19 protein-coding genes and 1 pseudogene are annotated in these 18,081 nt (G+C 71.0%); 11 read left to right on the top strand and 9 right to left on the bottom strand.

The annotated features are described in order from the left end of the window. Positions 1-2 precede the first annotated feature (2 nt). Positions 3-746: a hypothetical protein gene (locus ABZ449_RS13700; protein WP_360345044.1), complete on the bottom strand. Its 744-nt coding sequence runs from the start codon at positions 744-746 to the stop codon at positions 3-5. A gap of 173 nt (positions 747-919) precedes the next feature. On the opposite strand from ABZ449_RS13700, the gene ABZ449_RS13695 reads away from it, so the two are divergent. The 3 genes from ABZ449_RS13695 to ABZ449_RS13685 all read left to right on the top strand — a co-directional run bounded on the left by ABZ449_RS13695 (position 920) and on the right by ABZ449_RS13685 (position 4,482). After that, positions 920-1,654: a Crp/Fnr family transcriptional regulator gene (locus ABZ449_RS13695; RefSeq protein ID WP_360345043.1), complete on the top strand. Its 735-nt coding sequence runs from the start codon at positions 920-922 to the stop codon at positions 1,652-1,654. Between the two features lie 81 nt (positions 1,655-1,735). Continuing rightward, the gene (locus ABZ449_RS13690; protein ID WP_360345041.1) at positions 1,736-4,192 is read left to right on the top strand and encodes a hypothetical protein; all 2,457 of its coding nucleotides are present in this window, start codon (positions 1,736-1,738) and stop codon (positions 4,190-4,192) included. Positions 4,193-4,224: 32 nt separating this feature from the next. After that, a complete protein-coding gene (locus ABZ449_RS13685; protein WP_360345039.1) occupies positions 4,225-4,482 on the top strand; it encodes a hypothetical protein in 258 nt (85 codons plus the stop codon). Between the two features lie 57 nt (positions 4,483-4,539). Here the strand turns inward: ABZ449_RS13685 and ABZ449_RS13680 are convergent, their stop codons facing one another. Then, positions 4,540-5,337 (bottom strand): FHA domain-containing protein, encoded by a 798-nt coding sequence (locus ABZ449_RS13680; RefSeq protein WP_360345037.1) that lies wholly within the window; start codon positions 5,335-5,337, stop codon positions 4,540-4,542. A 141-nt stretch (positions 5,338-5,478) separates the two neighbouring features. Here ABZ449_RS13680 and ABZ449_RS13675 point away from each other — a divergent pair, with 141 nt between their 5' ends. Beyond that, positions 5,479-7,176, top strand: a complete 1,698-nt coding sequence (locus tag ABZ449_RS13675) for a protein kinase (RefSeq protein WP_360345035.1) — start codon at positions 5,479-5,481, stop codon at positions 7,174-7,176. A 24-nt stretch (positions 7,177-7,200) separates the two neighbouring features. Further along, a pseudogene (locus tag ABZ449_RS13670) lies at positions 7,201-7,510 on the top strand (DUF4291 family protein); the annotation flags it as partial. A gap of 143 nt (positions 7,511-7,653) precedes the next feature. On the opposite strand, the gene ABZ449_RS13665 reads toward ABZ449_RS13670, so the two are convergent. From ABZ449_RS13665 to ABZ449_RS13655, 3 genes are all read right to left on the bottom strand, one after another. Then, positions 7,654-8,079 (bottom strand): DUF3592 domain-containing protein, encoded by a 426-nt coding sequence (locus tag ABZ449_RS13665; RefSeq protein ID WP_360345033.1) that lies wholly within the window; start codon positions 8,077-8,079, stop codon positions 7,654-7,656. 257 nt (positions 8,080-8,336) lie between these two features. Then, on the bottom strand, positions 8,337-8,528 hold the full coding sequence (locus ABZ449_RS13660) for a DUF397 domain-containing protein (protein WP_360345064.1): 192 nt from the start codon (positions 8,526-8,528) through the stop codon (positions 8,337-8,339). Continuing rightward, positions 8,437-9,375: a helix-turn-helix transcriptional regulator gene (locus ABZ449_RS13655; RefSeq protein WP_360345031.1), complete on the bottom strand. Its 939-nt coding sequence runs from the start codon at positions 9,373-9,375 to the stop codon at positions 8,437-8,439. Before ABZ449_RS13655 ends, ABZ449_RS13660 begins: the two co-directional genes overlap by 92 nt. Before the next feature lie 177 nt (positions 9,376-9,552). On the opposite strand from ABZ449_RS13655, the gene ABZ449_RS13650 reads away from it, so the two are divergent. The 4 genes from ABZ449_RS13650 (at position 9,553) to ABZ449_RS13635 (ending at position 11,481) form a co-directional block, all read left to right on the top strand. Beyond that, positions 9,553-9,996 carry an ATP-binding protein gene (locus ABZ449_RS13650; RefSeq protein ID WP_360345029.1) on the top strand — a complete coding sequence of 148 codons (444 nt, stop codon included), beginning with the start codon at positions 9,553-9,555 and terminating at the stop codon, positions 9,994-9,996. Positions 9,997-10,011: 15 nt separating this feature from the next. Further along, positions 10,012-10,566 carry a hypothetical protein gene (locus tag ABZ449_RS13645; protein ID WP_360345027.1) on the top strand — a complete coding sequence of 185 codons (555 nt, stop codon included), beginning with the start codon at positions 10,012-10,014 and terminating at the stop codon, positions 10,564-10,566. A 78-nt stretch (positions 10,567-10,644) separates the two neighbouring features. Continuing rightward, the gene (locus tag ABZ449_RS13640) at positions 10,645-10,950 is read left to right on the top strand and encodes a hypothetical protein (RefSeq protein ID WP_360345025.1); all 306 of its coding nucleotides are present in this window, start codon (positions 10,645-10,647) and stop codon (positions 10,948-10,950) included. An 87-nt stretch (positions 10,951-11,037) separates the two neighbouring features. Continuing rightward, complete coding sequence (locus tag ABZ449_RS13635) at positions 11,038-11,481, top strand: DUF6210 family protein (protein WP_360345023.1); 444 nt, start codon at positions 11,038-11,040, stop codon at positions 11,479-11,481. A 144-nt stretch (positions 11,482-11,625) separates the two neighbouring features. Here ABZ449_RS13635 and ABZ449_RS13630 read toward each other — a convergent pair whose 3' ends face one another. Both ABZ449_RS13630 and ABZ449_RS13625 read right to left on the bottom strand, forming a co-directional pair. Continuing rightward, positions 11,626-11,901, bottom strand: a complete 276-nt coding sequence (locus ABZ449_RS13630; protein WP_360345021.1) for a hypothetical protein — start codon at positions 11,899-11,901, stop codon at positions 11,626-11,628. 60 nt (positions 11,902-11,961) lie between these two features. After that, positions 11,962-12,408, bottom strand: a complete 447-nt coding sequence (locus ABZ449_RS13625) for a DUF1772 domain-containing protein (protein ID WP_360345020.1) — start codon at positions 12,406-12,408, stop codon at positions 11,962-11,964. A gap of 91 nt (positions 12,409-12,499) precedes the next feature. Here ABZ449_RS13625 and ABZ449_RS13620 point away from each other — a divergent pair, with 91 nt between their 5' ends. Next, entirely contained in the window at positions 12,500-13,078 is a 579-nt protein-coding gene (locus tag ABZ449_RS13620) for a TetR/AcrR family transcriptional regulator (RefSeq protein ID WP_360345018.1), read from the top strand. Between the two features lie 207 nt (positions 13,079-13,285). On the opposite strand, the gene ABZ449_RS13615 is transcribed toward ABZ449_RS13620, so the two are convergent. Next, a complete protein-coding gene (locus tag ABZ449_RS13615) occupies positions 13,286-13,951 on the bottom strand; it encodes a hypothetical protein (protein ID WP_360345016.1) in 666 nt (221 codons plus the stop codon). Positions 13,952-14,100: 149 nt separating this feature from the next. Here ABZ449_RS13615 and ABZ449_RS13610 point away from each other — a divergent pair, with 149 nt between their 5' ends. Further along, positions 14,101-14,688: a hypothetical protein gene (locus ABZ449_RS13610; RefSeq protein WP_360345014.1), complete on the top strand. Its 588-nt coding sequence runs from the start codon at positions 14,101-14,103 to the stop codon at positions 14,686-14,688. Positions 14,689-14,822: 134 nt separating this feature from the next. Here the strand turns inward: ABZ449_RS13610 and ABZ449_RS13605 are convergent, their stop codons facing one another. Continuing rightward, positions 14,823-18,005 (bottom strand): tetratricopeptide repeat protein, encoded by a 3,183-nt coding sequence (locus tag ABZ449_RS13605; protein ID WP_360345012.1) that lies wholly within the window; start codon positions 18,003-18,005, stop codon positions 14,823-14,825. Between the last annotated feature and the right edge of the window lie 76 nt (positions 18,006-18,081).

Genomic DNA, 18,081 nt, shown 5'->3' with positions numbered 1-18,081 from the left:
CTTCAGCCCCGTTCGTTGTAGCGGATGTGTTGACCACCTCGGCCGACGGCGAAGACCGTGCCGTTCCCCGTGGCCCGGACGAGTTGCTCCACGGTCCGCGGCTCGGCTTCCGCCCCGCGCTCGCGGGAGCCGGGTTCCGGGCCGGGACCACCGTGCGGCCCGACCGGGCTGCCCGGGTACCAGAGCCAGGCCCGCGCGGCGTACTCCTTGACCCGGACCTCGGTCGCGGTGAAGGCCCCGGCGTCGAGCCCCTCGTAGCCGTGCCCGACCGTCTCCTCGTAGTAGTGCCGCGAAAGCATCGCGGCCACCGGGGTACCGTCCGGACCGGCCAGGACCGCGTGCCGCAGCGGGGGCGAGTCGAGCAGCCGGGCGAGCGCCTCGAACGGGGTGCCGGAGACGGTGCCGTCCGGATCGAGCCGGACCTCCCCCGCGTGCGCGGCGGCCCGTACCCGCAGCCGGGTCTCCGGGCCGGCGTGCCGGTTGTGCTCGCGGATCCGCGAGCACAGCTCCGGGAGCAGCGGGACCAGCAGTCCGGCCTTGGGCAACCCGGCCGGGGCGACGAGCCGGCAGCCGTCGCCGGTGTCCACGTACGCGAGGTCCCGCTGGTCCAGCTCCGCGACGCCGAGGGCGCCGACCAGCGCGGACCGCAGCACGCCGCGGATCTCCTGCAGCGGCTGCTGGCCGCGGCCCGCGGAACCCGCGATGTCGCACGCCAGCAGGGCTCGGTACTCGTACCTCGGATTCACATTCCCTCCGCGATCACGACGGGGGCCGGCAGTTCGAAGACCGAGCTGCCGTCGACACCGGATTCCCGGCGCCGACACGATGGTTACCGAGACCGTAGAGGAGGGGTCCTCGGGTAGACCGGCTACTAATACGGCTTGTCCGGCTTCGGCCGGACGAGGAAGAGGGGTGACCGATGGGCAACACACGGATGCGCGGGGCCGGGGCGTACTGGCCGCCCGCCGGGCTGCTCGGCCGGGTCGGCGAGGCCGATCGCCGAGTCCTGCTGGGGCTCGGCCACGGCGTGGTCTACCCGGCCGGTCAGATCACCATCCGCGAGGCCGACACCTCGGACTTCGCGCTGCTCCTGATCGGCGGCACGGTGAAGGTCACCGCGCACGCACAGGACGGTCGGGAGGCGTTGCTGGCCGTGCGGATGGCCGGGGACCTCGTCGGGGAGCTCGCCGGGATCGACGGTCAGCCGCGCGTCGGTACCGTGACCGCCTGCGGCCGGGTGCTGGCCCGCTACATCCTGCCCTCCGAACTGGTGGCGTGCACGAAGCAGCACCCCGCCATCGGGCTCGCGCTCAACGCGAGTGTGGTGGCCAAGCTGCGCACGGCGACCGGCCGGATCGTCGACTTCACCGGTTGCGACGTGCTCGGGCGGCTGGCCAGGATCCTTCACCACCTCGCCGTCACCTACCGGCGCCCCGGCCGCAACGAGGCCCAACTCCCGCTGTCGCAGCCCGAGATGGCCACTCTGGTCGGCGCCGCGGAGTCGTCGATCCACAAGGCCCTGCGGGTCCTGCGGGAGTCGGGCGCGGTCGTCACGGGCTATCGCAGGATCACGATCCTCGACCTGGACCACCTCGCCCGGATCGCCGCCGCGACCGAGCCTGCCGGTTCGCCGGCGATCCCACCAAACACGTAAAAGCGCCGGGTTTCGATGACGGGCCGGCGCCAGCATGACCGAGTGCCGGAACCCGAGCGTTGGAGAGGACCGGGGAAACAGATGCCAGAGAACAACGGTGCTCCGGACGGCTCCGTGCGGACCCGGGCGGGCGACGTGTCCGGAACGATGATCGTCGGCAACCGGAACACCGTGACCAACCTGAACATCACCGCCGGGAACGGCTCGGCCATCACCGTGAACGCGGGGCCTCCGCCGGACCCGGTCAAGCGTCAGCCGATCACCCACCTGCCGCGTTCCGCCGGCGATCCGCTGATCGGCCGGGAGCGGGAGGTCCGGGCGCTGCAACAGGCCGTCGGAGAGCGTCAGTTGGTGCAGATCTGGGGCACCTCCGGGGTCGGCAAGAGCGCGTTGCTGCGCCACCTCGCCCGCACCTTGCCGCGCGGTCCGGAGGGCGCGGCCTACATCGAAGCCGGCGGACGGACGGCCGACGACCTCGCGCAGGCGATCTTCGACATCAGCTTCGACGCGCCGAACTACAAGCCGTCGCTGGAGGTGCTGAAGGAGCACCTGAAGACCCTGCGGCTGCGGATCTACCTGGACGACGCGGGACTCGACGAGAAGGACCTGAGCCGGCTCTTCGACCTGGCCGAGCGGTCCACGTTCGTCTTCACCTCGCAGCAGCGGTCGGCGGTCGCCGGCGTACACGCGATCCGACTCGACGGACTGACGGCCCCCGCAGGGGTGAGCCTGGTGCAGACCGTCCTGGCCCGGGGGTTGCGGCCCGACGAAGCGCGGACCGTGACGGCGCTGTGCGACGCCCTGCACGGCAATCCGCTCCGCCTGCGGCGCATCGCCCTGTCGGCCGCGACCGGCAAGGGCCTGCCGGGCATCGCCGACCTCCCCGCACTGCTTCCCGCGCTGCTCAACAGGCTCCAGCCGGAGGAGCGTGACCTGCTGCACCTGCTCGGCTCGCTGTCGGGCGCCGAGTTGGCCGCACGGCAGCTCAATGCCCTGCTCGGCCGCACGGACGCCGATGCGCTCGCCGACGGCCTGGTACGGCACGGTCTGCTGGTCGCCTCGGAAACCGGCTACGGGTGTCCGCCGGACGTCGCCGAGTGCGTGCTCAAGAGCCGGATGACGCAGTTCCCCGCCGGGCCGCTCTGCCGGGCGCTCACCGCGTGGGTCGAGTCGCGGGAGACCACCCCGGACGAAGTCGCGGCTCACTTCCAGGCCCTGGACGTCGCGGTGCTGGGAGCGGAGAGGAACGGACAGGCGCAGCTCGGCGTGGAGCTGGCCCGGGCCGCCTCGCCGAAACTGGCACTCTCCCGGCAGTTCGACGCCTGGGGCACCCTCCTCGGAGCCGGCTGGGCCGCCGCGAAGAGCGCGGGGGACAGCGCGGGCGAGGAGTTCTTCCTGCGGGAGGCGCGCACCCGCCGCAAGGCGATCGGCCGGGCGGCGCTGACGACGGCCCTGGTCCTGGAGGCGGGGGTGCTCTGGCAGGAACTCGCCGCCCTGCAGGCGCACTCGGCGGTCCACCAGGCCGCCGCCACGGCGGTGACCGGCGCCGTGCCGTCGGTCGCGCCGATCGCTCCTCTTGCGCCGGTCGCGCCGGTCACGCCGGCACCCGCCGTGGTCAACCCGCCGGTGGTGACTCACCCCGTGGTCGGTCCGCCGACCGTGCAGCCGCCGAGCACACCGAACGTGATCGACCTGTCCCAGTCCGCCCAACCGCCCCTGCCGTCCTCCCCCATGCCCGGCGCGCAAGCCGCCTCGCAGACGACACCGCCGAAGATCGACCTCTCGGGCCCACACGGCTCCGCCTCGCAGACGACACCGCCGAAGATCGACCTCTCGGGCGCACACGGCTCCGCCTCGCAGACGAAGCAGGCCGTGAACACCACCACGACCGGCGCATCCCACACGGTGGGAGCCACCGCCGGTGCGGTGGCCGCCAAGGGCGGAGTAGCCCTCGTCGTCGCCTGCGTGGTCGGCCTCGCAGCCGTGCTCGGTGTCGGCGCCATGGTCTACGCCGCCAAGCAGTCGGACCGGGCCACGACAGCCCCAGTCACCTATCCGCCGGTCCGGCCTCCGACGGTCCACACCCCCTACCCGCCGGCCCCGGCTCCGGCCGTCACGACGAGCTCCGTCGATGCCGTGTGCGCAACAGTGGTCCCGGCCCTGGAACGAGAGACCCGGCAGTACAGCGCCGACAACTCCACCGCGGCCCGCGCGATCACCTCGTACAACAACGCCATGAACGCATACAACTCGGGGAGGACGTCCACCGTTCCCTCCGACAGCACGGTGAAGTCCGACGTCGACGCCGTCATCAACGACCTGCGCTCCATCGAGTCCACGCTGCGGGAAGCCATGTCGCAGGCGCGGGACAGATCCGTGGTATCCGACCTCAAGGGCATGCTGACCCCCGCTCAGCAGATGGAGAGCAAGCTCCGGTCGTATCGGATCAACCCGCGCACCGCGGACGTCGACCAGTCAAGTGAGGCCGCCGCGATGAACTCGGCCTCACGAAGCCTGCTTGCCCACTGCCGAGCCTGACCCTCCACGAGACCGACCGAGAGAGGCCGACCATGCCTGCAGAATCCGCCCCCGGCGACATCCACACCGGAGACGTCTCCGGCACCTTCATCATGGGCGACAACAACCACGTGACGAACACGACGAACCACCCCGAGCAGCCGCAACCCCTCCCGCGCCAGCAGAACTCGGCGGAGGATCAGGCCGCCGTCTTCGCGGTGGAGCACGGCACCATGCACGTCACCTACAACACCGCACCCGAGCCCGAGCCCGGGTCCGGGTCCGGGTCCGGGTCCGAGGCGGAACGCTGACGAACGCGTGCCTGCCCCGGTCGAACGATCGACCGGGGCAGGCGTCCCGTCCTCGGTTCACCCCCGGTCGTCGGCCAGCAGCTCCAGGTCCTGGGCGTTGAGCGTCGCCGTCCTCAGCAGCTCCCTGATCAGGTTGACGCTGAGCGTCGATCCGACCGGCTCGCCGACCTCGTCGCGCGTCAGTCCGCGCACGCCCCGCCGGCGCAGCCGCTCGCGTACGTCCTCGACCGTGTTGGCGACCGACTTGTGGGTCCAGGACTTAGTCACGTGGGGCGAGGCGTTGACCAGCCGGGCGGTTTCCTCCCAGGCCGAGGGGAGCGGGAAGGCGTCCTGGCCCTCCAGGTAGCGCCGGGCGAGCGCGGTGAGCACCAGTCGCTCCTGCAGGGAGAGCACGTAGACCGTCTCGGGGGCCGCGGTCTCGGCGCCGCTCGTGGAGCGGGGGTGCGGGTCGTCCCCGTCGACGACGCGGACCTCGACGAGGTGGGACCGGCGCTTGGACGAGTTGATCACCAGTGGGGTGTATCCGGGCCCCATGACGCGCTTGTGGCCGGTGAGCATCAGCACGCCGTCGGGCAGTTCGATCGGCAGGTTGCCGGTGTTGACCAGCCACCAGTCGCCGTCCGCGTCGGCGCGGGTGAAGACGCCGTGCCGACGGCTGACGGTCGGGTCGTCGACGCCGACCGGTACGTGGACGTCCTCGCGGTCGCGCCCGAACAGCAGGGTGTACCGGCGCGGCGGCACGGCGTAGCCGCCCTCCGGGCCGAGCACGAAGATCGTTCCGGGTGGCGCCGAGGGCACCCGGTCGGAAGGGCTGCCCGGCGGCAGCAGCTGGGGTGGGAAGTCTCCGTACGCCATCTCACATACCTCCGTCTCGGATCGCGCCAGTGTAGGAGCGCAGCGAGAGGACCGGTCCTCCTGCGGGCGTGCGCTGCACCGGGCTCAAGGAGCTGTCAACTCCGGTTGCCCCGCAAGCACTTGATCGATAGCCTGCCCGCCGTGAGCACGATCCGCCGACAAACCGCCGCGATCGACGGCATGATCGCCGAACCACTCGGCCCGGGCGATCCGCAGGAGATCGGCAGTTTCGGCATCATCGGCCTCCTCGGCACCGGTGGCATGGGCGAGGTCTACCTCGGGATCTCGGACAGGGGGTACGCCGCCGTCAAGCTAGTCCGGCCGCGGCTGGTCTCCAGCGAGCGCTTCGAACGGGAGCTCGGCATCCTCTACCGTGTGCCGTTCGGCACCGGACCGCGGGTGCTGGCGAGCGACTCCACCGCGGAACGCCCGTGGTTCGCCACCGAGTACGTCCCCGGGCTCACGGTGGACGAGGCGGTCCGGCTGCACGGCCCGCTGCCCGCCGAAGCGCTGTGGCTGCTGCTGGCCGGGACGGCGGCTCAACTGCGGGCCGTGCACGCGTCCGGGATCGCGCACCGCGACATCAAGCCCGCCAACGTCATGCTGGTGTGCGACGGCGTGAAGCTGATCGACTTCGGCATCGCGCGCGCCGCGGACCAGGCGAGGCTCACCCGGAGCGGTGCCGGCTACGGAACGCCGGGCTTCTCGGCGCCGGAACAGCAGGCCGGGGAGGAGGACGTGGCGGCGCCCGCGGACGTCTACGCGCTCGCGGCGCTCCTGCTCCACGCCGCCTCGGGTCGCACGCCCGGCGCCGTCCCCGACGTGGAGCCGCTGCGCGCCCTGGACGCCGACCTCGCCGCGCTCCTCGCGCCCTGTCTCGCTACCGACCCCGGTGCACGCCCCTCCGCCGACGAGATCGTCCTGGCGACCCACGCGCACCGATTCGCCCCCACCGCGTCCTGGCCACCCGAGGTCGGGTCACGCATCGACGCGCGACGTGCCTTCGCCGAGACACCGGTCGGCAAGCTGGAGACCGTCCCGCCACCGGATGCGAGCGCGGCTGCCGAACCCGACGTCGGGACCGCAGCCCTCACAGCACCTCCCCGCCGGCGCAAGCACCTCGTCCTGCTGCCGATCGCCGCGGCGATCGCCCTCGGCGCGGTCGCGGCGTTCGTCCTCAACCCGTTCGCCTCCTCGCAGCACCACGACACGCAGGTGTCCGGCGGTGTCCCGGTCAGCGCCGAGCCCTTGGCCGGGACGACGTACGGGCCCTCCGCGAGCCCCAGTGCCCCGGTCTCCGCCACCGCCACCGCCACCGCCGAACCCTCTCCTCCGCCGTCGACCGCCCCGGCCGGCACGACGGGGACACCCTCCCCGAGCCTGAAGCCCTCGGCCCTCTCCACCGGCAAACCCGGCCCACGCCCGGGCACCCCGCCGGGCACGGCCTCCGTCACCCCCTCGGCAGCCTTTCCCAGCCCGACCTCGTCATCGATCAGCGGCATCAACGGCAGCGAGGACCCGGCACAGGTCAGGGGCTCCGAGGCGGACACCAGTTGGCTCGGCAACGACGCCGCCTGCTCCGCCTGGCTGGACGACAACGGCTCCGGCTCGCTCGCGGGCGTGCTCAACACCTCCCTGTACCAGAGCTGTGTCGCCGAACTCTTCCGCAGCGACGGCATGGCCTACACCTTCGGCGCCTCCTGGGGCGCCGCGAAGACGAGCTTCGTCCCGGTCTCCGGCTACACGATGTGGATCTGCGTCCGGAACGCGAACAACCAGTCCAGCGAGCAGTGCTCCGCCCGCTTCGGCATGAACGGCGTCACCCCGGTCCGCCGGTGAAACGAGGCGGTGACCTTACGAGCAGGGCTGCACCCCGAACAGGCCACCTGGAAGTGCGAGTTGAGGCGCTCCCCGGCCCGCGTCCAGTGGGGCCCCGGAACGCGGCCTGCGCCTGCAACCGCTCCCCCACCGCTCCCTGCAGCTCGGCCTCGTCGGCGAGGCCACCAGGCGCTACGCGGACGAGTGGATCGTCTCCATCGCCGACGTCACCGAACTCGCGCACACGATCCACGCCCACGTGCGGAACGGAGAGCTGGACGCCGCCCGGGGCCTCCTCCCCGCCGAACGCCCCTACCCGTCGGGCGACACGCTCCTCACCCACCTGGGCGCCTGAGCCGTTTCCCCGGCGCATCGAGGTCAGATCGGCAGGTTCCAGCCCGGTCCGTCCTCGCTTCCGACCCAGACCCGCTGTTTCGCCGGCTGGGCAGCTTCATTCGAAACGAACCGTACCCAAACGGGCTTCCCGCCGATGGGCGGTCAGGAGTCGAAGAACCGGATGAGCAGCGATCCGAGGGCGATCGACGGCACGCCGATGCCCCAGGCGAACTTCACGATCAGCCCCTCGGTGGCGAAGTCGATGTCCTTTCGCGTCCCGAGCTTCGCCCGGCTCGGCTTCTTCCGGTCGTAGACCACCGGGAACACGGTGCCCATGGGCTCGGGCTCCTTGACGCTGAGCTCGTAGAACCGCTCGTCGCGGCCATCCTCGGGGAGGCACACCCGGTAGTGAACGCGGTATTTGCGGTTCATCCAGTCCTGGAGGACGGAGACCGCCTCGCCCTCGACCCCACGCCGCTCCAGGGCGCGCAACCGCAGGAACTCAACCAGGTTCCCCACGGTGAAGACCACCGCCGCAAGCCCCACCATGACCAGCACCACGCCGACAGCGACCAGAACCCTATCCACCGCCGCCCCCTCCACCGGTCCCGTAACGGGATCGGTGGAGTCTACTCAGTGCTGCGGTAGAGACAAGCGGCCGCGCACAGCCCCTATCGGCGTTCTCCCAGCTCAGCCCTGAACTTCAGCGGAGCTGCACCCAAGTCGGCTCGCGCACGCCTGCGTTACCGTTTCCCGGAGACGGGTCGACGCCGGCGTGTCGAAGGTGCGACGTCCCGAAGACTCCTGGAGACCGCCACCGTACCGGGCCCGCGCTCGTGCGGCAGTCAGCCTTGGAGCGGGAACTCGCCGTGCCGGATCGCGGCGACGAAGGAGTCCCAGGCGGCGGCCGGGAAGACGAGCGCCGGGCCGTGCGGGTCCTTGGAGTCACGCACGGGGACGAGGTCGGGGAGGAATCCAGGGGCCGCCTCGATGCACTCGCCCGCGTTGTCCCCGCTGTAGCTGCTCTTGCGCCACAACGCCCCGCTCAGCTCGACGTTCTGCATAGCGGTATTCCTCCGTTACCTCGGTGATCAGCGCATGGGAATCGTCGACCGAGAGTACAGCCCCGCGCACAAGATCGAAGTCCCGGCGAGTCTGCTGCACGACCGAAGGAGCGTCACTGAAGTGTCCTCGGTACAGACTCTCCGAGTAGACCCACTCCTTACCATCGGGCATCTCCAGCAGTACCACGGATGTCGTTGGCGACTTCCGGGCCCTGAAGGCGAACGGCGCTACCTGGATCAGCACGTTCGACCGTTCCCCAACGGCGAGTAGGTGCTCCATCTGCTTCCTCATGACACCCGGTCCGCCAATGACGCTCCGGATCGCACTCTCGTGAAGGATAACGATCATTGACGGACCATCATCGACCAAGTACCGCTTCTGCCGACTGAGCCGAGTCGCCACCCGCTCGGCCAACCACTGCGGGTGATCTCGGGCATCGCCAAGACGAAAGATCTCGTAGGCATACTCCTCGCACTGCAACAGGCCATTGATCCTCATGTACTGAAGCACCCGGGTCGCCGCCGCTTCCTCTTCCAGTTCCACGTACTTCTGGAACCAGTCCGGGTGCTCGATGTCCGCATGCCAGTCCACCCGTTCCCACAGCCGCACGAGCAGGCCCCTCATACCGAGCACCTCGTCGGCCTTCCCGACGGTCTCCCGGTCCATCGAACGCTTGCCACTCTCGAATCGGGTGATCACCGTTCGATGACAGTGAAGGAGCCTACCCAGATCCTCCTGCGTGTAGCCCGCCTGCTCTCGCGCAAACCGGAGCGCTTCGCCGAACATCACCGCCGGGCTCGACGTGAGTCCGTTCTCCAAGCGCCGATGTGACATCCCGACTCCCCTCAGGTGCTGCGGATCCCCGCACTCCGATTTAGTCGCAACCGTAGTCCCATCGCCGGATCATTGAGACCGGAACGCAATCATCTGCATGCGCAGCGTGATGATACGCGCTCCTGTCGCACGCCCCCTCCGCCCTCTTGAGGTGCTCCCCCCATGCTCAAAACCCACCGCTGCCCCCGCATGTTCGTCGCGCGTCTCGACTCCCAGGTCGAGTCCACGCCCCTGGCTCGCTACCTGCTCCGCGCCTACCTCTCCGGCCTCCCCTCCGGCGAGCGCTACTCGGACACCGCCGAGCTGCTCCTCGGCGAACTCTTCGCCAACGCCGTCCAGCACTCCGACGCGCCCGACGACCGGCACATCGAAGTCCGCTTCGCCCTCGTCAACTCCCGCCTGCGGCTGGAGATCCACGACGCCGGCTCCGGCCGTCCCGTCCTCCGCACCCCAGCCCCCGACGACGAACACGGCCGAGGCCTGTTCCTCGTCAACGAACTCGCCGAGCGCTGGGGCTGCGCCGACCGCCCCGGCGGCATCGGCAAGTACATCTGGGCGCTCGTCGCCCCCGCCCCCGCCCCCACCCTCACGATCGTCGCCGTCTGAAAGCCCGAACTCCCCATGCACCTCACCACCCTGGCCCGGCACGCCCTCTCCCGCGGCCGGACCCCCGCCGAGACGTACGCCCTCCTCGCCCGCCGCACCCGCACACCGTTGCCTGCCGCCCGGGCGGTCTGCCTGGCCCTCGGCATCCCGCTCGCCGAGACCACCCGCCGCCTCGACGACTGCCACGACGCCCTCCTCGCCCACCCCCGCCCCGGCACCGAAACCGACACCGGCGAACTCCTCGAAGCCCTCGGCGTCTTCGACGTCCCCGTCTCCCTCACCGACACCGAACTCGCGATCGTCGAACACTTCCTCACCGCCATCGACGCCATGGGAGGCATCCGCCCCGGCCACCAACACGGCCTCCAGCGCTGGTTCACCACCGGCAACCTCACCACCGCCTACCTCTCCCTCGCCGCCGCCCACCCCCTCCCCCGCACCGGCAACCCCACCACCTACTGGACCGCCCTCGTCACCGCCGGCGAACTCCTCACCACCACCCCCAACCCCGACCCCCGCCTCAAGTACGCCCTCACCCACTGCCGCACCCAAGCCACCCGCCACCCCTGAACCCCCGCCGCGCCGCGCGCAGGAAGTCGACCCCGCCGACTTCCTGCGCACCCTCACCGCTCCCGCATGATGGTGATCATGACTGATGACCCCATGTCCGTGTCCCTCGCCGAGCTGCGCAGATCGTTCGACCTGTTGCTCCGCCATGTGGAAGCCTCCACAGGCAGCGACACCGTCGTCCTGGACAAGGACTACTTCTGGTCCATCCCCCCGAACGATCTCTACGACGTCACCCGGGAGCCGGACGACCTCACGATCGGACAGCACTCGGAATCCTGGCAGCACCTGAAGGACGTACTCGCCGACCCGGACCGCGTGCTGAGCTACCACCTGACCTGGCTCGCCGACGTCCTGCGGGCGATCGGCCACGAGCTGCCGGCGTAGCCGCCTCCCACCCCGCACAGGAAGTCGGACCCGCCGACTTCCTGTGCACCGGACGGCACCCGGTCGTTCTGTGCGACGCTCCTGAGCATGACTGACGCAGACGGCGACAAGCGGTACATCTTCCTGGACCCGGTTGGCAGCGGGTCGAATCAGGGCTGGATGTTCGTCATCGTGGCCGCGCCGACCGGCGTGATCTACCAGAACCAAGGCGGAGGATACGGCTGCGTCCAGTACCAGCAGGAGGGCTACCTGATCCCCCTGCTCGGGCGGGGCCTGGACGACGACCTGAAGGAGATCTTCGCCGGTGAACTGAAAGGACACGGGTCAAGGCGCCTGGACTGGCCGGCCGGCCTGCTCGACCGGCTGAGGGCCGCGGTCGGCTTCCACGTCTACGGCTCCGCGAACCGCGATGACCCGCTCCCCACACCACTGGTGCTCGACGAGTCCCGCCTGTCGGAGGTCGACGAGGCATGGGTCCCGGTGGTGACGCCCGACGGTCCCGGGGTTCTCGTCTGGGAGAACTCCGACTGATGCCGCATCAGCGGCCCGAACCCGTCCGGGCGGAAGGCGACTTCGGGCTCGCTCCCTTCGGGCATCGGCGGACCGGCGCCCCCGCGGCCGATCCGCAGCGGGCGTCCGTCCTCCTCGCCGTCGATGCCACGGACCCGCACCCGTTCAGTCGCCCGGGTGGGCCCGGCGCCTCCGGAGCTCGTCGAGCCAGCCCCGCACCTGTTCGTCGTCGTGGAGGAAGCCGCCCTCGGGGCCGGCCGGCAGGTCGATGCCGTGGAGGAGTTCGAGTGCCCATCGGGACAGGTCGTCCCAGGCGAGATCGTCATCGGTGATCCATCGCGCCGCCCATCGGTCGACGGCGTCCCGGCTCGTCCGCGCCTCGACGAGCGCGACGAAGCGCGCCTCGATCTCGTCCAGGTCGGGCTGCCTGCTACTGGTCATGAGTCGACCGTAGCGCGTGCCCTGACAACCGCCCTTGCCCGCGAGGTGTCGCCCGCGGGCTCAGGCGAGGGCGGCGACCAGCAGGGTGAAGGCGGCGACGATGACGGCGACGCGGGCGTAGTGGAAGCGGTCCCAGCGGTTCATCTGCTGCTTCCAGTCGGCGGGCCGGTTCTCGGGGGTCCACGTCTTGCCCTGGTTGTTGATCGGGACGAGCAGCAGCACCGACATGATCACGCTGGTGATCAGCAGCGCGCCGGCGGTGACGACGAGGCCGGCGCCGGGGTTGTGCCACCCGGCGACGGCCCAGACGGCGCTGAGGACGAGCGAGGTGATGTACCAGACCGGCATCACGGCGCCGAGCATCCGGCCCCCGTGGGCGCGGCCGAGCTGGCCGCTGTCCTCGGGGAGTGCGTCGAAGATCCGGTTCATGACGAAGGCGACGGAGAACTCCACCCCCACCATCAGGCCGACGAAGACGGTGGTGAAGACCTGAAGTGCGTTGAGCATGGCGACTCCCCCTGGAATCTAGCGCTGCTAGCTGATGAGGCAACGCTAGTACTGCCGCCGCTCGATTGTCTAGCAGTGCTAGGATCAAGTCATGTCGGTACAGGAACGCAAGCAGCGCGAACGGGCGGACCGCGAACGTCTCATCGTGGCCACGGCCCGCGAACTCGCCGAGCAGCAGGGCTGGGACGCGGTCACCACCCGCCGGCTCGCCGAGCGCATCGAGTACAGCCAGCCCGTCCTCTACAGCCATTTCCGCGGCAAGCGCGAGATCATCGGCGCCGTCGCCCTCGAGGGAGCCGCCGAGATGGCCGCGGCGGTGCGGGCCGCGACCTCCGCCGCGGACGGCCCCCGCGCCCGGGTCACCGCGCTCGCCCGCGCCTACCTCGACTACGCCGAACGCAACCCGGCGGTCTACGACGCCATGTTCCAGCTCGACGGCGGCCTGGCGTTCGCGCACGAGGACACCCCGGAGCCGCTGAAGGACGCCTTCGCCGCCCTGCTGGAGAGCCTCGGCGAGGTCGCCGGCGACGGCGTCCACCCGGGGCTGTTCACCGAGACGTTCTGGGCCGCCCTGCACGGGCTGGCCACCCTGACCCGGGCCGGACGGCTGCCGCCGGAACACGCCGAGTGGCGGGTGGAGCTGCTGGTGGACCGGCTCGCCCTGGTCTGACACGCCGTCCCGGCGGGCACGCGGCCGGGCTCCGGCTCCCCCTCTGCGCAGGAAGTCGGCCCCGCCGACTTCCTGCGCTCCCCCGGATCGCCGGACGTGAGCCCGCTCGACCGTTCACCTCACCGACCCGGCGCCGGTCGTTCCGGCGGCGCGGTCGGCTCAGGGCCGGCTCAGGCCGGCTCACGGCGAAGGCCGCAGAACACCCGCTCAGGCACAGACGTGTTCGTAGGAACCCAGCGCCCTGCCGTCGACGCTCCCGAGAACCACCTCGTCCGGCATCGTGCTGCCGTCCGCGAGGCGTACCCGGGCATGCAGGACGCCATGGACGAGCCACGGAGCCCTGACGGCGTAGAGCGTCCGTCGGCCGTAGGAGGTCGGGAAGTCGGCGATGCGGTCAACGGTGAGCGGGCGGCCGTCGCAGGTGACATCCAGGAGCTCCTCCTGGTCGGCATAGAGGAAGGCCACCCAACGGCCGCCGGACAAACTCGACTGGCCGTAGAACGGGTTGAGGGCGGGCGTGCGGTGCGTGGGAAGGAGGTCGGTCGGGCAGCCGACCTCCCGGGTGGCGCCGTCCTCGACCCGCCCGACACAGAACCGGCCGCCGGCGAGGGGCCAGAAGTACCAGTCCCTGCCACCCTCGTCCCGGTAGCGGACCCACTCGCGGCCCTTGGGAGGGGTGTCCGCAATGGCCCGGATCCCCTCCAGGCCGGCCGCGTGCTCGGAGAGCGGCAGCAGCTTGACCGGGCGCCGCTGGACGGCGGCGGACGAGGCCGGGCCGGCGTGCGTGGACGCCGTGCAGGAGACCAGCCCGGCCAGCGCCAGCCCCACGGCGGCCGGAACGACGGCATGGCGGCGCAGCGAGACAAGCTTCATCGTTTCCCCCCGTGTACGACCGCTTCGATCCTATGGTCAACTCCCCTGCGCCGAAGCGGGAACGACACGCCAGGACTGCCAACGCCCCTCCGGTGCCCGATCGGTGGAACCGGAAGGCGGCCAACGGCCTCGCCCGGCAGGTTGATAGCGTGATCGCCGTGACGGAGCTGGAGAACCCGGAGAAGCTGGAAGAGCTGGTCCTGACCCCCGACGAACGGGCACGGGGAGTCCGGATCGACCAGGTGATGTTCACCATGGACTGGACCGGCGAGGACCACCCGGGCCAGCTGGCGGCGTTCGTGGCCGACCGGGTACGGGCCTTCGGGGCGGAACCGGTCGGCGTCGACACGGATACCGTCCACCGGGCGGCCGAGGACCATGCGACCCTGCGCCGGGGCGACCTCCCGGTCCGCCAACTCGACCACCTCTCCGGTGTGCTGGCCGATCTCGGCTGCACGCTCCTGGTATGGGAGGACGGCACCGACACCTACGGGCTGCTGGTCGCGCCGACGGGCGGGCACGAGCCAGCCGGGTTGCTGCACGAGGGCCTCCCGGTCCGGCCCTGGGGCTCGGAGCCCGAGGAGACCCTGGTCAGCCTGAACTGCCCGGACTGCTCCCAGATGCTGGTCTGGGAACTGCCCCCGACCGAGACCCTGGCCGACGAACACTGCGACTGCGGCGCCGCGTTGTTCGACACAGAGGGCCACCCGCTGCCCAACGTCACCCTCCACGCCTGAGCCGGCCCGGCGCCCTGCGTGGGAAGTCGACCCGGCCGACTTCCCGCGCAGTCCGGTGGCGGGTTCCGGTGGCGCCGTTCAGGACCGGCTCGGGACGGCGCCATCCGTCCCAGCTCCGGACAAGACGTGACGTGCTACGGCTTCATCCCTTCGAGCCAGGCCTCAGTCTCCAGCGACAGTTGAAGGAGGGATTCGAAGAGAGACGGACTGGCCTGAGCCCGGTCTCGGATGTAGCTGACGGCTTCGCGGGCGGCCGCCAGGCCTTCCTCACGCCGACCCAGCCTGCCCAACCGAACGGCGAGATTGTTGAGAGAACCGGCGAGGTTGGGCACATGAGCGTCGGGACTGGCCTCGGCCAGGGCTCGACGGATATCGACAGCTTCTTGGATGGCTGCCAGGCCCTCCTCGCGCCGACCCACATCGCTCAAGCGGTTCGCGAGGTTATGGAGTGACGCGCCGAGGTTGGGGAGGTGAGCCTCGGGATTGGCATCAGTCAGGGCGCGACGGAGTTCAACAGCTTCTTGGATGGCTGCCAGGCCTTCCTCACGCCGACCCAGCCTGCCCAACTGAACGGCCAGGTTATTGAGGGAGCTGGCAAGGTTGGGGAGATAGGCGTCGGGATTGGCCTGGGCCAGGGCTCGACGGATTTCGACAGACTCCTGGATGGCAGCCAGGCCCTCCTCACGTCGACCCACATCACCCAACCGAACGGCCAGGTTGTTGAGTGTCAGCGCAAGGTTGGGGAGATAGGCATCAGAGTTGACCTGCGCCAGGGCTCGACGGATTTCGACAGACTCCTGGATGGCAGCCAGGCCCTCCTCACATCGACCCACATCACCCAATCGATTGGCCAGGTTGTTGAGTGTCAGCGCTAGGTCGGGCATGTGAACGTCGGGACCGGCCTGGGCTAGGGATCGACGAAGTTCAACAGCCTCTTGGACGGCAGCCAAGCCCTCCTCACGTCGACCCACATCACCCAACCGGCTCGCGAGAATACTGAGAGAGCCGGCGAGGTTCGGCATGTGAACGTCACGATTGACCTCGGCTAGGGATCGACGAAGTTCAACAGCCTCTTGGACGGCAGCCAAGCCCTCCTCATGCCGACCCGCATTCCCCAGCCGAACCGCGAGGTTGTCCAGACAGCTGGCAAGGTTGGGCAGATAGGCGCCTGGGTTGATCTGGGCCAACACACGGCAGTGGTTGGTGACATTGAGGGCCAGCTGAGCAGCGGCACTGACCAGACGATGGCTTGCACGGGGAAACAGTTTATAAAGCGCGATCAAACCATCGAAGGTAGCGGTGGGGTCCGTGATGACGGCGTCGAGGGCGGTGGTGAGCGGTGCGGGATGGTCGGTGCGGGTGGCGATGGTGACGATGTGCGCGGCCAGTTCCTCGTGGCGGCGGACGCACAGGTCGGTGAGCCGGGTGTCGAGTTGCTGGAACACGGGGTGGGCGGCGGCGCGGCTGTAGACGGTGAGGAGTTGTGCGGCCTGGGATTCGTGGGCACCGTCCAGGAGTTGGTCGGCGAGGGCCGGGTCATCGCTGAGCACGTGGCCGATGTGGCGTTCGGCGAGGCGGTCGGGTTGCAGCGTGCCCCACGGCGGTCCGCCCGGCGAGGTGGCGGGGTAGAGGGCGGCGAGCCAGGCGGTGACGCGGTTGCGGCGGTCGCGGGGCTGGTCGGCGAGGGCGGGCAGCCGTCGCCACAGCCGGTCCGCGTCCTCGCGGTCGGCGGCGCCGGTCAGGTGGGCGGCGGCGAGCGCGGTTTCCAGGGTGGCCGTGCTCAATGTCGGGACGAGGCCGAGGGCGGCCGCGCCGTTGCGCCAGTACCGGCGTTCGTGGGTGAGCAGCCGGTCCTCCACCGTCTCGGCTTCCCCCGAGGCGGGCTCCGCACCGCCGGGTTCCGTGTCCAGGAGGTCGGCGAGGGCGGTCATGTGGAGGGTGAGGGCGTTGCCGTACGCGTCCTGGTCCAGCCGCGGAGGTGTCGGTAACAAGGCTGCGGCCGCCGGCCAGTCCCGTCCGGCCATGCCGTCGACCAGGGGCAGCGCGGCGGCCAGGGCCCGGGCGGCGTCGCGGTACCAGTCGGCCCGCTGACCGGGATCGTCCTGCAGCGGGGCCAGCATCCGGCTGGGTGCGTTCGCGAGGTGCTCCTCGACCGTCGCATCGGCGGTGAGGACCTGGCGCCACCAGTCCCCGCCGGTGCGGGCGAGCAGCAGGACCTTGAACGGCGTGCTGCCCGGGTGCTCGGCGGCGGCCTCGACGAGTGCCTGGATCTGCCCGGTACGGGTCTCGGCGTAGTCGAGGACGACCAGCAACGGCTTCGCCGTGTGGCGCAGCTCCGCCACCTGCTCGGCCGTGGCGCTCTCCTTCGGCCACAGCACCGCCCAGCCGTCGGCGGCGAGTCGGACGGCCAGGTGGTGGGCGAGGCGGGTCTTGCCCTGGCCGCCCGGCCCGTGCAGCAGCCACGCGCCGAATCCGCCCCGCGCGCACCACGCCCGCAACTCGTCCAGCAGCTCCTGTCGGCCGTGGAAGGGCACGACCTGGCGCCGCGCCTGGAGCAGCGCCGCCACCGTGGGCGCGGCGCCCTGGGCGGCATGGCCGAGGACACGGTCGGCGAGGTGCTGGAACTCCACCGCCTCCAGGCCGTTGTGGGCTCCCGCGCCGTGGTCGGCGAGTGCGGCGCGGAAGGCGGGGTCGTGGTGGAGGACGTAGGCGGGCACGGCGTTCAGCTGTCCGCCGGCGTAGTGGGCACGGTCGGCGGAGACGACGCCGATCACCACCCGGCCGGCGAACACGGCCGCCCCCGACAGCCCTCCCCAAGCCGACGTCCCAGCCGATGCCCCGGCCGATGTCCCAGCCGATGCCCCGGCCGCGGGACGCTCCGGGCGGTGCTGGCGCAGGTTCACCACGTACTGGTTGCCGACGAACCCGCTGCCCGGGTTCAGCGTTCCGAGCAGCTGCTCCGCCTCGGCCGCCCGACCGTCGCGCTGGGCCACGTCCGGCAGGCCCCAGGTCTCGCACTCCGTGCCGGGCCGGTCGGTGACCGTGCGGCCCCAGCGCACCGCGCCCGTGGGCGGCTGCCAGGACGGGTCCGGGTCGACGAGGACCAGGGCGGCGTCGTCCCGACCCCCGGGCGTGCCCCGCCAGACCACCCGCCCGGGCGCCGTACCGCTGCCGCCCGGGTGGAACACCTGGACCTCGCTGCCGGTCGGACCGGTGACATGGGCCGACGTCAGCACCAGCCGCCCGCCCACCGCGTACCCCGATCCCGACCCCGACCCGCCGGGTCCGTTCACCCCGGCCAGCCGTCCCCGCTCCACCCCTGCCCCTCCTGCCCCGCCGGCTCCTGCGCGACCGCCCGACCGCCCGACCGCCGCCCGACCGCCCGGCGGCCGG

It is taken from the genome of Kitasatospora sp. NPDC005856, assembly GCF_040629945.1.
In the GTDB taxonomy this organism is placed as follows: domain Bacteria; phylum Actinomycetota; class Actinomycetes; order Streptomycetales; family Streptomycetaceae; genus Kitasatospora.
Note: the sequence above shows the minus strand (reverse complement) of the source record. Positions and strands in the feature narration are given on the sequence as shown.